Raw genomic sequence first — 13,922 nt, 5'->3', positions numbered from 1 at the left:
CCCCCCGGTAACACCTGCTGCCGGGGGACTATTTACAAACTCTTTGCACTTCCCCCGATCTTCCCGACATACTCATTCATCATAATTATCATTAACGCCTTATAAAACAATAACCTTATCATTTATATGGATTATGGTAATGATGACCTCTTCGCGTTTTACTCGCTGGATAACCCTGTTTGCGCTGGCCGCAACGGTGGCTATTGCGCTTCCTGCTCGCGCAAACACCTGGCCGCTTCCGCCTGCTGGCAGTAAGGTTGTGGGGGAAAACCGCTTTCATGTGGTTGAAAATAATGGTGGTTCGCTGGAAGCGATTGCCAAAAAATATAACGTCGGCTTTCTGGCACTGCTGCAGGCTAATCCTGGCGTTGACCCTTACGTACCGCGTGCTGGCAGCGTACTGACCATCCCACTACAAACTATTTTGCCGGATGCACCGCGCGAGGGGATCGTAATAAATCTTGCCGAGCTGCGTCTTTACTACTATCCGCCGGGCAAAAACGTCGTCACCGTCTACCCTATCGGCATTGGTCAACTGGGCGGCGATACCCTTACACCAACGATGATCACCACCGTGTCGGACAAACGCGCGAACCCGACCTGGACACCAACGGCCAACATCCGTGCCCGCTATAAAGCGCAGGGGATTGACCTGCCAACTGTTGTACCGGCAGGCCCGGATAACCCAATGGGACACCATGCAATCCGCCTCGCGGCATACGGTGGTGTTTATCTGCTGCACGGAACGAATGCTGATTTTGGCATCGGCATGCGCGTCAGTTCCGGTTGTATTCGTCTGCGCGATGATGATATCAAAACGCTTTACAGCGTGATCGCACCAGGCACCAAAGTGAATATTATCAATACACCGATTAAGGTCTCCGGGGAGCCGGGCGGCATACGCCTGGTCGAAATCCACCAGCCGTTATCGAAGAATATTGGTGATGATCCGCAGACACTGCCAATCAACCTGAATGCGGCAATGATGAGCTTCAAGGCTAATGCCGGCACCGATGGCATCGTGATGGAACGCGCGATGGAAGCGCGTTCCGGTATGCCGACAAATGTCACGCGGTATCACGATACCACTCAACAGTCTATGTAACGCACAACGAAAAACGCCCTGCTCATGCAGGGCGTTTTTGATTGCAGTGGCATAACTGCAGGTTTTGTCGAGCTTATTTATAGATTACAGCAGTACCGTGCAGGGTGTTAGGGCCGGTGACTGAAGTGATACGGAAAGATTTTGCCCCCATTTCGTCAGCTTTTTGCGCCAGCTGATCTTCCAGAGAACTCAGATTTGTACCTGCGTTTGCGGAGATAGTGCCCACTTTATGCTGATCAGCAGGGGTGGATTGCACTTCAACAGCAGCGAAGCTTGCGAAAGAAAGTGAACTCAGGACAGCAGCAGCGAGCAGGGTTTTTACGTTTTTCATGATTGTTACCTTTAGGCAGATGAATATGAAGGTCGTTAGTTATTTACTTAACGATCGATAGGTAAATGATAGATGTGATCCAGATCACGCGTCAATATGTTTTTTATAACAACCGTTAAATTAATTTAAATTCTCTTATTAATCATATTGATATGATTAATTTATTTTTCAGCAATCAGCACTGGTGGTGGCACACGTTTATTTTTATAATGACTATTCAACAAACCAACAGAGGACCAACGGCAAATGACAACCGATGTCACGAGTTGCGCAAAGAAAAGCCGTGGCCGACCAAAAGTGTTCGACAGGGATGCAGCGCTTGATAAGGCCATGACACTCTTCTGGCAACATGGGTATGAAGCGACGTCGCTTTCCGATCTGGTGGAGGCCACCGGAGCTAAAGCGCCAACGCTGTATGCGGAATTCACGAATAAAGAGGGGCTGTTCAGAGCAGTGCTGGACAGATACATCTCGCGTTTTGCTGCCAAACACGAAGCGCAGCTTTTCTGTGAAGAAAAAAGTGTTGAGCAAGCATTACTGGACTATTTCACCACCGTCGCCACCTGCTTCACCAGCAAAGATACGCCTGCGGGCTGTTTTATGATTAACACCTCCGCCACCCTTGCGGCGTCTTCCAGAGAGATAGCCAACACGGTGAAATCGCGTCATGCCATGCAGGAAGAGACGTTGAGCACATTTCTGGCCCAGCGCCAGCAGCGCGGTGAAATACCCGCGCATTGCCATCCACAGGCGCTGGCACAATTTCTGAGCTGCATTTTGCAGGGCATGTCGATCAGCGCCCGTGAAGGCGCAACGCTGGAAAAACTGCAAAGTATTACCCAGACCACACTGCGCCTGTGGCCTGAACTCCTCAAAGCCTGAGCAAAAAAAAAGCTCCTCAGCCTGAGCGCTTGAGGAGCTAAATTCAGAGAACATCTTTTTTACACTTTGTTATTCAGTACCAACTGACCGTTTCCGTCCAGGGGGATCTGGGAACCAGGATCTTTATCCATCCGAATTTTGCCCTGCTGGTCGCCAATTTTGTACGTTACGTCATAGCCCAGCATTTTTTCCGACTTGTCGTAGACAGTTTTACAGCGCTGCTGAGTCGTGGTGTATGTATCGTTGTCCTGCATTGCCCCCTGCACCTGGTTACCGGCGTAGCCGCCACCCAGTGCGCCGACGACGGTTGCGACATCCCTGCCACGTCCACCACCGAACTGATGGCCAATCACGCCACCGGCTACCGCACCCAGCACAGAACCGGCGATACGGTTTTCATCCTGCACCGGACGACGATGAGTCACGGCAACGTTACGACACTCCTGACGAGGTGTTTTAACGGTTTCTTTAATCGGGGTAGCGGAAACTACCTGAGCATACTGCGGGCCGCGATCAAGCACATTGAGACTGGCAACGGCAGCCACACCTAACGCAGCAGCGACGCCAATCCCTATACCCGCCAACATGGATTTATTCACGGGACTTCCTCCTTTGTTGCTATTAGTAACAATTTTGCAATTAACGGCAGATTTAGCCAATCGGAAAAAGGCGTAAAAGTGTGGGGATATCGACAGAATGACCGCGTTTCGGAGAACTCCTAAGCGATCAGAGGGAGATTACCAGCATGATATGCTAAAAAATCCCTCCGGAAGCCCGGAGGGAAGAGAGGATTAGTGCAGCTTGAGACGCGGACGAATAACGCGGTTGATTCTGCCTACCAGCATCATCAGGCCCGTTTTGAAGTAGCCGTGCAGCGCGATCTGGTGCATACGGTACAGGGAGATATACACAAAGCGTGCAATGCGCCCTTCCACCATCATGGACCCCCGCATCAGGTTACCCATCAGGCTACCGACGGTAGAGAAGTTAGACAGCGACACCAGTGAACCGTGATCTTTGTAGGTGTACGCCTTCATCGGTTTGCCTTTAGCCTGCGCCAGAATGTTGTGCAGAACCAGGCTTGCCATCTGGTGTGCTGCCTGGGCTCGCGGAGGAACAAACCCGCCTTCCGGACGCGCACAGGACGCACAGTCACCGATCGCATAGATTTCCGGGTCACGTGTGGTTTGCAGCGTTGGCTCTGTCACCAGTTGGTTAATGCGGTTGGTTTCCAGCCCGCCGATATCTTTCATAAAGTCAGGTGCTTTGATACCCGCCGCCCAGACCATCAGATCGGCTTTGATGTACTCGCCATCTTTGGTATGCAGGCCGCCTGCATCCGCGCTGGTGACCATTGTCTGGGTCAGTACGCGTACGCCCAGTTTGGTCAGTTCGCTATGCGCCGCACCGGAGATACGTGGAGGCAGCGCAGGCAGAATACGTTCGCCGGCTTCCACCAGCGTCACGTTCAGCGCGTCGTTGGTCAGCCCTTTATAACCGTAGCTGTGCAGCTGTTTCACCGCGTTGTGCAGTTCAGCGGAGAGCTCAACACCCGTCGCACCACCGCCAACAATGGCGATATTAACCTTACCATTCGCACCCATGCTATTGGTGTACTTCAGGAACAGGTTCAACATTTCCTGATGGAAACGGCGTGCCTGGTGCGGGTTATCCAGGAAGATACAGTGCTCTTTCACACCTGGCGTGTTGAAGTCGTTAGAGGTACTGCCCAACGCCATCACCAGCGTGTCATACGCCAGTTTGCGCTCAGGTACCAGCAGCTCACCCTTTTCGTCGCGTAGCTCTGCCAGGGTAATGGTTTTGCTTTCACGGTTGATGTCCACCACGGAACCCAGCTGGAACTGGAAATGATGATTGCGTGCGTGCGCCAGATAGCTCAGTGCATCCACACCTTCATCCAGCGAACCGGTCGCCACCTCGTGCAGCAACGGCTTCCACAGGTGACTGTGGTTACGATCCACCAGCGTAATTTTGGCTTTTTTGCCGCGACCCAGCTTCTTGCCCAACTGTGTTGCCAGCTCCAGCCCGCCAGCACCACCGCCTACAATCACTATCTTTTTCAATGGCGTAGTCAACGTGACCCCCTCAAATTATTAACCAATTGTTAATTAAAAGTTATTGAAATAACTCTTAGTTAACAACAAGTTACAGCACTGAAACCATTCAGGTGCATTGAGAATAACACGTCAGGCGCATTGGTCATACCAAAATTGATATGCATCAAGTTTTGATGGCGTAAATTTGTACAAATTTAGCAAAAAAGAAGGCCCGGCACGCTGTCACGGCCAGGCCTGGTGAGTAAGATGATGGTGCTCAGCCCAGTGTTTTAAAGGCTTTGATGCGTTGTAAATGCGGAGAGATATTCTTGAACTTGTGGGTCTGATCCTCGTCCCAGACTATTTCATAGTAATGATGCAGCAGCTCTGCAGCCCGGTGGCTGCTCAGGGCCTCATCATTGCGCGAGAGGATCACCAGACAGCGGTCGCGGTTTTTCTCGCGGAAGTTACTGACGCACTTGGTGGCAATATCGACGTACTCTTCAGGGCGATCGATTTTGCCTTCCATGTTTTCATTCGGGAACAGGTTAGGATTGAACACCACCTGGCGAATGTCGCACAGGAACCCAATCCGCTCTGCCCAGTAGCCCCCCAACCCGACACCACAAATGAGCGGGCGCTCATCAACATTGAGTTGCAACATCTTGTCCACTTCTTTGAGTAAATGCTGCATATCATGCTTCGGATGGCGCGTACTGTAGCTGATCAACCGTACATCTGGATCGATAAACTGCAGCTGCAGCACCTTCTCATGATTACCTGGACTGTTTGAGTCAAAACCGTGTAAATAGATGATCATTGTCTCTCACCACGCTACGCCTTCCGGGAGGGTTTAAAGGCTGGCTTTATGTGCCTGCCAGCGCTCATTCAGTGCTTCAAGCTGGGCATTGACCGTCTTCCAGCGCGCCGAGCCCATCAGCTCCTGACGACTAAATGAACCTTTATGATACAATTGTGTAACACGCTCTGCATTGATCGGCGACAGGTTATCCAGCACGCTGACGGCTCCTTTACGATTATTGCAGACGAGGATCATATCGCAACCCGCATCCAGCGACGCCTGCCCGCGTTCTGCATAGCTCCCCATAATCGCCGCTCCTTCCATCGACAAATCGTCGGAGAAAATCACACCGTTGAAACCGAGCTCCTGGCGCAGAACGGTTTTGAGCCAGTGCGCAGAACCGCTGGCCGGACGCGGGTCAACATCACTGTAAATCACGTGTGCTGGCATGATGGCATCCAGTTTGTTATCGGTAATCAACGAACGGAATACCGACATATCTTTGGCACGAATGTCCGCCTCCGGACGCGGATCGCGTGGCGTCTCTTTGTGCGAATCCGCAGTCACTGCGCCGTGGCCAGGGAAGTGCTTCCCGGTGGTTTTCATTCCCGCATCGTGCATACCATCAATAAAACGGGTAGCCATCGCCAGTGCAATACGCGGATCCTCATGATACGAACGTTCACCAATGGCAGCACTGATATGCCCTACGTCCAGCACCGGTGCAAAGCTGATGTCGATATCCATCGCAATCATCTCACTGGCCATCAACCAGCCCGCATCCTGTGCCAGTTTGCCGCCCTCTTCCGTACCCAACAGTGCCGCAAATGATTGTGCCGCTGGCAGGCGGGTAAAGCCTTCGCGGAAACGTTGTACACGCCCGCCTTCCTGGTCTACAGCGACCACCAGACGATGATGGGATGCTGCGCGGATTTGCCGGACCAGTTCACGCAGCTGCTCCGGATCGTGATAGTTGCGGGTAAACAGAATCAGACCACCAACCAGCGGGTGCGCCAGAATTTCACGCTCCTCCGCATCCAGCTCAAACCCTTCTACATCCAACATGACTGGACCCACACGAACCTCTCTTATCCTTTAGTTTGTAACTGACGCCAGACGTCATCTGCCAGCGTAATAAATTGTTTGTCACCTGACTGCCGCAGGCGGACTTCGAACCAGCCTGCCATCAGCATCAATACCCACGGCCGCCAGCGCCTGACCTGATGAGCCAGAATTGTGGCATCCAGGTGGGCAATCCGGGCATAGTCGCTGATGAGCGTTTGTCGCGCGGTATCCTCTTCCGCCCACACTGCTGCCAGCTCCAGTGCCACATCCCCGTCTCCGGCATATTCCCAGTCGATAAGCCTGGCCCCTGCTGACGTATGAACGATATTCCCGGCGTGGACATCCATATGCAATGGTACCAACCGTAGCGGCTGTGGCTCTCCCGCTTTACGCAGCCGTTTAAGCTCAGCCAGCCAGAAAGGCGTTCGTCTGCCGGGTAAAGCCTGCTGCCAGTATTGTTCAAGCAGTGGTGCCAGCGTGACTCGCCACCCCAGACGCGGCTGGCTGTGCAGATGATACAACATAGCCGCAAGCGTGGGGGGATCCGGCAGCTCGCTTTTGATCTCTCCCGCAAGATATTCCACGGCCATCCAGCCCTGCATAAAAAAACACGGCTGCGGCACGAGATCCACCGGAAGACGCCTCAACGCGCGATACTGTCGACGAAAGTGGGAGGCAGGAGCGGAAGCATCATGATGCTGGCGCAAAACCAGCCGATGAGAGTCTTGCTCAATAATGCAACTCGCGCCGCCAAGCCCGGAATGGGCCTGCGGCGCGATAAGGCGATACTGAGGGAAATAACGCGTCAGAACATCTTCACGCGTGCAGTTATTGTTGCGTAACGGCACCTTTACCTGACCAGATAATTTCGCCTGTCTGAACCAGCATCAGCTGCATCTGCAGCGCTGGCGTATTCACGTTACCGGAGGCGTTTGAGTAGAGCACATACTGAGCGCCAACGTTACGGGCGATACCAATCGCCTTGCTACGCGAACCGAGGCTATCCTGTGGAGACAGGCCCAGTTGCTGTTTGGCAACTGCCAGCTGTTGCGCGGAGACCAGCGTAAATTTACCGTTATTTGCCAGGGCATTGCGCAGCGTTTCCGTCGCTTCACCCGCGTTCAGGGAACCGTTAGTACGGTTATTCACGCTGTCCACCAGCAGTACGCTTCCCGGCGTGACGCCTTGCGCCTGCAGCATTTTGCCTACCATCGGCTGCATCGCGCCGTTCCAGTCATAGTGACGCACGCGTGGTGCAGGCTGGGACGTTTGATCCTGATGTTCAATCGGGCCTGGCTGTGCCGGAATGCTCGGTACAGACGGCACGGTTGGCTGCGGCTCCGTTGGTTGTGTCGGCTGCTCTGTGCCTGGTTTGGCCTCTTCCACAGGAGCAGGTTGTTCCGTTCGCGTCACACACCCTGCAAGGAAGAGTGCAAAAGCGGTCACGAGCGCATAACGGCTCATATTTTTAATCAAGGTTCACCCCTTACAAATAAAGATAAAGCCGCACCTTATGCGCACCCAGAGAGTTGGCACTGCCATAAAGCGTGACTGACGACCTTGCCGGAATGGTGACGCTGCGCGTCACCTCAAGCGGGTGCATTTCAAGGCCTCTTACGTCATACCAGTAAAAACGGTAGTGCACCGTTACCGGCTCATGTCTTTCGTTGAAGAGCGTAGAGGAAGCAGAAGACTGAATTTCACTGATGGTCAACGCGGGTTGCTCTGCCGTGATACCCGCAGCAAGCACGGAAGATTCCATCACCAGCGTCTGTTCATCACTGACCGGGATCGCCGGACGCGCGCTGCACCCGACCATCACCATTGTCATTACCAGCGCCACAATACGCCCTCTTAACATGTCAAAGACCTTTGTGTGCCAGCATCGGCCCCAGGGGACGACCACCCAGCAGATGCATATGAATATGATAAACTTCCTGACCACCGTGGCGATTACAGTTCATGATCAGACGGTAACCGTCTTCCGCAATCCCTTCCTGCTCAGCAATTTTCGCGGCCACCGTCAGCATACGGCCTAATGCCACTTCATGCTCGGTTTTTACGTCATTCATGGTCGGAATCAGAATATTTGGAATAATAAGGATATGTGTCGGTGCCTGAGGTGAAATGTCCCGGAAAGCCGTCACCAGCTCGTCCTGATAGACGATATCCGACGGGATTTCGCGGCGGATAATTTTACTGAAAATAGTTTCTTCAGCCATGACCTGTTCCTTTTTTGTTTAATCTGGCGTGGTGCGTCCGCTGTTAACACACAATGTCTGTATTACTGTGTGACATAACTCAAGAGTATGAGCGAATTTCTCCTGCCCTTTCAACCTTCTCCCTCGATTTCTTTCCTTATTGCTGACCAGCTGGCTGGAGAGTAACCACTCAGACACCTGTTTCATTTTTTACGGTGGCGTTTCATCCGCTCCACATATAAAAAAGGCAGCCATTCGGCTGCCTTAGTCTCCCCAGATCACAACTTAGTTGCTGCGGATGTATTCATCCATTTCGGTTTTCAGGTTATCGGATTTCGTACCGAAGATTGCCTGAACACCAGAACCAGCCACTACGACGCCCGCTGCGCCCAGTTTTTTCAGACCAGGCTGGTCTACTTTCGCAACGTCGGCAACACTCACACGCAGACGAGTGATACACGCGTCCAGGTTAGTGATGTTTTCTTTACCACCGAACGCGGCAACCAGAGCCGGAGCCATTTCGCTGGTCACGCCAGCTTTGCTGTCTTCTGACGCATCTTCACGACCTGGTGTTTTCAGGTCCAGTGCTTTGATCAGCACACGGAAGATGGTGTAGTACAGAACGGCGTAGCACGCACCAACCACTGGGAACAGCCACAGTTTGCTGCTGTTACCGGACAGAACGATGAAGTCGATCAGGCCGTGAGAGAAGGACGTACCGTCACGCATACCCAGCAGAATACAGATTGGGAATGCCAGACCTGCCAGAACTGCGTGGATAACGTACAGGATCGGCGCAACGAACATGAAGGAGAACTCGATCGGCTCGGTGATACCGGTCAGGAACGAGGTCAACGCTGCGGAGATCATGATACCGCCCACTTTTGCACGGTTCTCTGGTTTAGCAGAGTGCCAAATTGCAATTGCAGCGGCTGGCAGACCGTACATTTTGAACAGGAAGCCACCAGACAGTTTGCCTGCAGTTGGGTCACCTGCCATATAACGTGGGATATCACCGTGGAACACCTGACCTGCGGCGTTGGTGAATTCACCAATCTGCATCTGGAATGGAACGTTCCAGATGTGGTGCAGACCGAATGGTACCAGGCAGCGTTCAACGAAGCCGTAGATACCGAACGCCACAACCGGGTTCTGGTAAGCAGCCCACTGGGAGAATGCCTGGATCGCAGAACCAATTGGAGGCCAGATGAAGGACAAGAGCACGCCCAGAATAATCGCGGCCAGACCAGAAATGATCGGAACAAAACGCTTGCCCGCGAAGAAGCCCAGATACTCAGGCAGCTTGATGCGATAGAATCGGTTGAACATATACGCTGCAATCGCACCGGAGATGATACCGCCCAGAACACCGGTGTCTGCCAGGTGTTTCGCTGCGATCTCTTCAGCAGGTAAATGCAGAACCAGCGGCGCAACCACAGCCATAGTTTTCACCATGATGCCGTAGGCAACCACTGAAGCCAGAGCAGATACACCGTCGTTATTGGTGAAGCCCAGAGCAACACCGATAGCGAAGATCAGCGGCATGTTAGCAAAAACTGAGCCGCCTGCTTCGGCCATCACATGAGAAACTACGGCTGGCAGCCAGCTGAAGTTAGCAGAACCGACACCCAGCAGAATACCTGCGATAGGCAGTACGGATACTGGTAGCATCAGCGATTTACCGACCTTTTGCAGGTTAGCAAATGCATTCTTAAACATAATTGAGAGTGCTCCTGAGTATTTGTGCTTTTTTTTTACGCTTTCACGCATTGGCCCGGGGGGAGTACCGTGCCGTGGACGGGACATCTAAGCGCCCTTTATTTATTACACAGAGTAAAATAAATCCCTCTGAGTTTGTTTGACGGCTATCACGTTTCAGCTTAAGGCGGCCAAAAAACTTTCAGACATTTACAAAAAGCATTTCTGGATGTGTCTAAAAACACCATCACCGCCCCAAATGAGGCGGTGAACTTTACTCGCTTTGTTTATTAATTACGAGCCTAAAAAAAACAGGTGTATCAAACAGATTGCAGGCGGGCGGGATCAATGTGGAACAGCGTTGCGAAGTTTTCCGTTGTGGTGCGAGCCAGCTCATCGATGCTAACCCCCTTCAGAACGGCCATATACTCAGCCACATCTCTCGTCATGGCTGGCTGGTTTTCTTTACCGCGGTGCGGTACCGGTGCCAGGTAAGGAGAGTCTGTCTCCACCAGAATACGATCGAGAGGAACATAACGCGCGGCATCACGCAGTTGTTCTGCGTTGCGGAACGTAACGATCCCCGAAAACGAGATATAAAACCCCAAATCAAGCAGCTTACCCGCCGTTTCTCTGTCCTCTGTGAAACAGTGTAGTACGCCACCGCAATCCGTCACTTTTTCTTCCCTGAGGATCGCCAGCGTATCCGCACGCGCATCACGGGTATGGACAATAACTGGCTTGTTCAGCTCGCGACCAATGCGAATGTGGTGACGGAACGATTCCTGCTGGCGTGGTTTTGTTTCCGGCGTGTAATAATAATCCAGCCCGGTCTCCCCCAGCGCCACCACGCCCTCTTCCGCAGCCAGACGACGTAACTCTTCAACGTCGTACTCTTCATCCTGATTCAGCGGATGTACACCGCAGGAGAACACGACGTTATCGCGAACGCCCACCAGCTCACGCATGGTGCGGTAACCCGGTAGCGTCGTTGCTACAGCCAGGCAAAATTTCACATCACGGGCAGCGGCTTTTGCCAGCACATCGTCCACGTTTTTATGCAGGGATTGATAATCCAGGCCATCGAGATGGCAGTGTGAGTCGACTAAAAACATAATGTCTCTCTCAGAGATGGGAAACGGGCGGTATCACGCCCGGTTGCAGGTAATGTTCAATACGCAGTAACTGGTCGGTCAGTAAAAGCTCTCGATTGAGACCCGTGACGGCCAAAAGTTGTTCGCGGCTCTGACAAACGTCATGGAGGATAGCGCGCAGGGACGTGCCTGACAGACCGTTCGCCAGGGTGTTCACCAGCGGCCAGGCATCAGGGTTAGTCAACAACGTCGCCCCTTGCTGGATCTTGAGCGCATCAAGGAGTAAGGAGGCCAGCCAGTGCAGACGCTCGGTAACCTGATCGCTATTAAGTACAGGCAGCAGGCTCAACCAGTCGCGGCTATTCAGTGAAGATTCGACAGCCTGGCAGAGCGCCTCACGCTGTGACCAGACATCCGGTTGCAGCATCGCCAGAGCTGCAGCCGGTGCGCCACCGCACAGGCGTAGTGCAGAGAGCGCCACGTCTTGTGACGTTGTCACTTCCCGTTCCAGCCAGCTAAGCGCCCACGATTCCTGAGGCACTGCGAGGTGATGAAGGCGACAGCGGCTGCGTAGCGTGGCCAGCAATCTGCCCGGCTCACGGCATGACAGGAAGAACCAGGTTTTTTCCGGCGGTTCTTCCAGCGTTTTCAACAGTGCGTTAGCGGCTGCTTCGGTAAGCAGTGCCGCATCTTTCAGCCAGATGACTTTTGCCCCGTTGAGTCGCGCGTGTTCGTACAATTTTTCGCTAACTTCACGCACAGCGTCAATACCGAGCGTACTTTTACCTTTCTCAGGTTCAAGTGTGTAATAGTCAGGATGTGTACCGGCCTGCATCAGCTGGCAGCCACGGCATTTGCCACAGCTTTTGTGTCCTTCCGGCTGTTGGCACATCAGAAAACGGGTGATGGCGTAAATCAACGCATCATCGCCCATACCCGGCAATGCCTGAATCAGTAACGCATGATGCCCCCGACCGCCCTGATAGCTGTTGACCAGCTGTTCAAAGTGCGGGCGCAACCACGGATACCATTTCATGCCTGTTGTTCCTGTAGCCATTGCGCGACGGTTTCCTGAATGGAACGAGTGACAACCTCAAGGGATTGCGTTGCATCAATGGTACGAATTGTGCTGTCCTGTCCGGCCAGTTCAAGATAACGCGCACGAGTACGGTTAAAGAAATCGAATGACTCTTGCTCAATGCGATCCAGTTCACCACGCGCACGTGCGCGCTTCAGCCCCACTTCCGGCGTTACGTCCAGATAGAGCGTCAGATCGGGGCGGAAATCACCGAGCACCACATCACGCAGCGTTGCGAGCATCGTCTGGTCAATACCGCGCCCCCCCCCCTGATAAGCCTGGGTAGACAGATCGTGGCGATCGCCAATGACCCACTTACCTTCGGTCAGCGCGGGTTTGATCACTGTCTCCACCAGCTGCACACGCGCAGCATAGAACATCAGCACTTCGGCTTTGTCGGTGATAACTTCGTCGCCTACGGATTTGATATCCAGCACCAGACTACGCAGTTTTTCAGCCAGCTGCGTGCCGCCCGGCTCACGGGTGAACACCATATCCGCAATACCATTCGATTTCAGCGTCTCAACGACCACGTTGCGGGCGGTGGTTTTACCTGCCCCTTCGAGTCCCTCAATGACAATGTATTTACTGCGCATTTTTTTCCTTAAGTGCCTTCAGATAGTCCTGAACAGAGCGATTATGGCTGGCAAGGTTGGTGTTAAAGGTATGACCACCTTTTCCATCAGCCACAAAATAGAGATACGGTGTTTTTGCCGGGTGCGCGGCAGCCTGAAGCGATGCTTCGCTCGGGGTCGCAATCGGGCCCGGCGGTAAACCACTAATCACGTAAGTATTATACGCCGTTGGTGTCTCCAGATCTTTTCTGGATATCTTACCGTTATAACCCTCTCCCATGCCGTAAATCACGGTAGGGTCGGTTTGCAGGCGCATGCCGATGCGCAAACGGTTGATAAAGACCGACGCCACCTGGTCGCGCTCTGCGGCAACGGCCGTCTCTTTCTCGATGATCGAGGCCATCGTAACAAACTGATTTTGATCTTTATACGGCAACCCATCGATGCGCCCTTCCCAGGCCGCCCCGACCGCCGCGACCATTTTTTTGTGCGCCCGCTTCAGAATGGCAACATCAGTGGTACCTGCCGTATACATCCAGGTATCTGGCCAGAACCAGCCTTCTACCCACTCAGGATGTTCGAATTTCAGTACCTCAGCCACCGTCTGGTAGCGGTCATCTTTCAGGGTATGCTTAATATACGGAGCATCGCGCAGTTGTTTGAGGTAATCGCTCAGGCGCATACCTTCAACAAAACGCAGCGGGAACTGTGCCTCTTTGCCACTTTCCAGCAACAGCAGCATCTCCCTGACGGTCATTCCCGGGGTGAAGCGATAAGTCCCGGCTTTGAAGTGGGACAGCGCAGGTTCAACACGCAGTAACCACTGGAATACGCGCGGGCGGTTAATGATCTTATCGCCATAAAGCTGCTCACCCAGCGCCTGCCGCCCGGTACCCGCTTTAAGGGTAAAAATCATCTCGTCTTTAATCAGGATTTTACTGTCCGCCAGTTGGCGAACCTTCCACACTCCTGCTCCGCCAGCAATACCCAGCGTAACGACAAGGAGGAGAACAAAGCGCAACATTTTCTTCATG

General features: G+C 53.1%; 16 protein-coding genes. 2 read left to right on the top strand and 14 right to left on the bottom strand.

All coding sequences use genetic code 11. From position 1 onward, the window contains the following. Window positions 1–139: 139 nt before the first annotated feature. Complete coding sequence (gene ldtC / locus HV318_RS00330; RefSeq protein WP_182271044.1) at window positions 140–1,105, top strand: L,D-transpeptidase LdtC; 966 nt, start codon at window positions 140–142, stop codon at window positions 1,103–1,105. Window positions 1,106–1,178: 73 nt separating this feature from the next. On the opposite strand, the gene bhsA is transcribed toward ldtC, so the two are convergent. After that, window positions 1,179–1,436, bottom strand: a complete 258-nt coding sequence (gene bhsA / locus HV318_RS00325; protein WP_182271043.1) for a multiple stress resistance protein BhsA — start codon at window positions 1,434–1,436, stop codon at window positions 1,179–1,181. Window positions 1,437–1,682: 246 nt separating this feature from the next. On the opposite strand from bhsA, the gene comR reads away from it, so the two are divergent. Continuing rightward, window positions 1,683–2,318, top strand: a complete 636-nt coding sequence (comR, locus tag HV318_RS00320; protein ID WP_182271042.1) for a TetR family copper-responsive transcriptional repressor ComR — start codon at window positions 1,683–1,685, stop codon at window positions 2,316–2,318. A 59-nt stretch (window positions 2,319–2,377) separates the two neighbouring features. Here comR and HV318_RS00315 read toward each other — a convergent pair whose 3' ends face one another. From HV318_RS00315 to yceG, 13 genes are all read right to left on the bottom strand, one after another. After that, window positions 2,378–2,917: a glycine zipper 2TM domain-containing protein gene (locus HV318_RS00315; protein WP_182271041.1), complete on the bottom strand. Its 540-nt coding sequence runs from the start codon at window positions 2,915–2,917 to the stop codon at window positions 2,378–2,380. Between the two features lie 192 nt (window positions 2,918–3,109). After that, window positions 3,110–4,414 (bottom strand): NAD(P)/FAD-dependent oxidoreductase, encoded by a 1,305-nt coding sequence (locus tag HV318_RS00310; protein ID WP_182271040.1) that lies wholly within the window; start codon window positions 4,412–4,414, stop codon window positions 3,110–3,112. Window positions 4,415–4,652: 238 nt separating this feature from the next. Next, on the bottom strand, window positions 4,653–5,195 hold the full coding sequence (ycfP, locus tag HV318_RS00305; protein WP_182271039.1) for an alpha/beta hydrolase YcfP: 543 nt from the start codon (window positions 5,193–5,195) through the stop codon (window positions 4,653–4,655). Between the two features lie 33 nt (window positions 5,196–5,228). Next, the gene (gene nagZ / locus HV318_RS00300; RefSeq protein ID WP_182271038.1) at window positions 5,229–6,254 is read right to left on the bottom strand and encodes a beta-N-acetylhexosaminidase; all 1,026 of its coding nucleotides are present in this window, start codon (window positions 6,252–6,254) and stop codon (window positions 5,229–5,231) included. A gap of 11 nt (window positions 6,255–6,265) precedes the next feature. Beyond that, window positions 6,266–7,090: a thiamine kinase gene (gene thiK, locus HV318_RS00295; protein WP_182271037.1), complete on the bottom strand. Its 825-nt coding sequence runs from the start codon at window positions 7,088–7,090 to the stop codon at window positions 6,266–6,268. Further along, window positions 7,071–7,718, bottom strand: coding sequence for a penicillin-binding protein activator LpoB (lpoB, locus tag HV318_RS00290; RefSeq protein WP_182271036.1), 648 nt, complete (start codon window positions 7,716–7,718; stop codon window positions 7,071–7,073). Before lpoB ends, thiK begins: the two co-directional genes overlap by 20 nt. A gap of 10 nt (window positions 7,719–7,728) precedes the next feature. Continuing rightward, window positions 7,729–8,103, bottom strand: coding sequence for a YcfL family putative periplasmic lipoprotein (locus tag HV318_RS00285; protein ID WP_182271035.1), 375 nt, complete (start codon window positions 8,101–8,103; stop codon window positions 7,729–7,731). Between the two features lies 1 nt (window position 8,104). Next, window positions 8,105–8,464 carry a purine nucleoside phosphoramidase gene (hinT, locus tag HV318_RS00280; RefSeq protein WP_182271034.1) on the bottom strand — a complete coding sequence of 120 codons (360 nt, stop codon included), beginning with the start codon at window positions 8,462–8,464 and terminating at the stop codon, window positions 8,105–8,107. A gap of 264 nt (window positions 8,465–8,728) precedes the next feature. Then, window positions 8,729–10,162, bottom strand: a complete 1,434-nt coding sequence (ptsG, locus tag HV318_RS00275) for a PTS glucose transporter subunit IIBC (RefSeq protein ID WP_182271033.1) — start codon at window positions 10,160–10,162, stop codon at window positions 8,729–8,731. Between the two features lie 299 nt (window positions 10,163–10,461). Further along, window positions 10,462–11,256 carry a metal-dependent hydrolase gene (locus HV318_RS00270; RefSeq protein WP_182271032.1) on the bottom strand — a complete coding sequence of 265 codons (795 nt, stop codon included), beginning with the start codon at window positions 11,254–11,256 and terminating at the stop codon, window positions 10,462–10,464. Window positions 11,257–11,266: 10 nt separating this feature from the next. Then, complete coding sequence (gene holB, locus HV318_RS00265) at window positions 11,267–12,271, bottom strand: DNA polymerase III subunit delta' (protein WP_182271031.1); 1,005 nt, start codon at window positions 12,269–12,271, stop codon at window positions 11,267–11,269. Then, window positions 12,268–12,909, bottom strand: a complete 642-nt coding sequence (tmk, locus tag HV318_RS00260) for a dTMP kinase (RefSeq protein WP_182271030.1) — start codon at window positions 12,907–12,909, stop codon at window positions 12,268–12,270. The genes holB and tmk overlap by 4 nt, the downstream gene beginning before the upstream one ends. After that, the gene (gene yceG / locus HV318_RS00255) at window positions 12,899–13,921 is read right to left on the bottom strand and encodes a cell division protein YceG (protein WP_182271029.1); all 1,023 of its coding nucleotides are present in this window, start codon (window positions 13,919–13,921) and stop codon (window positions 12,899–12,901) included. The genes tmk and yceG overlap by 11 nt, the downstream gene beginning before the upstream one ends. Window position 13,922 lies beyond the last annotated feature (1 nt).

This window comes from Enterobacter sp. RHBSTW-00901, from assembly GCF_014103115.1.
Classification (GTDB): domain Bacteria; phylum Pseudomonadota; class Gammaproteobacteria; order Enterobacterales; family Enterobacteriaceae; genus Enterobacter; species Enterobacter cloacae_P.
This window is presented reverse-complemented; position numbering and strand designations above follow the sequence as displayed.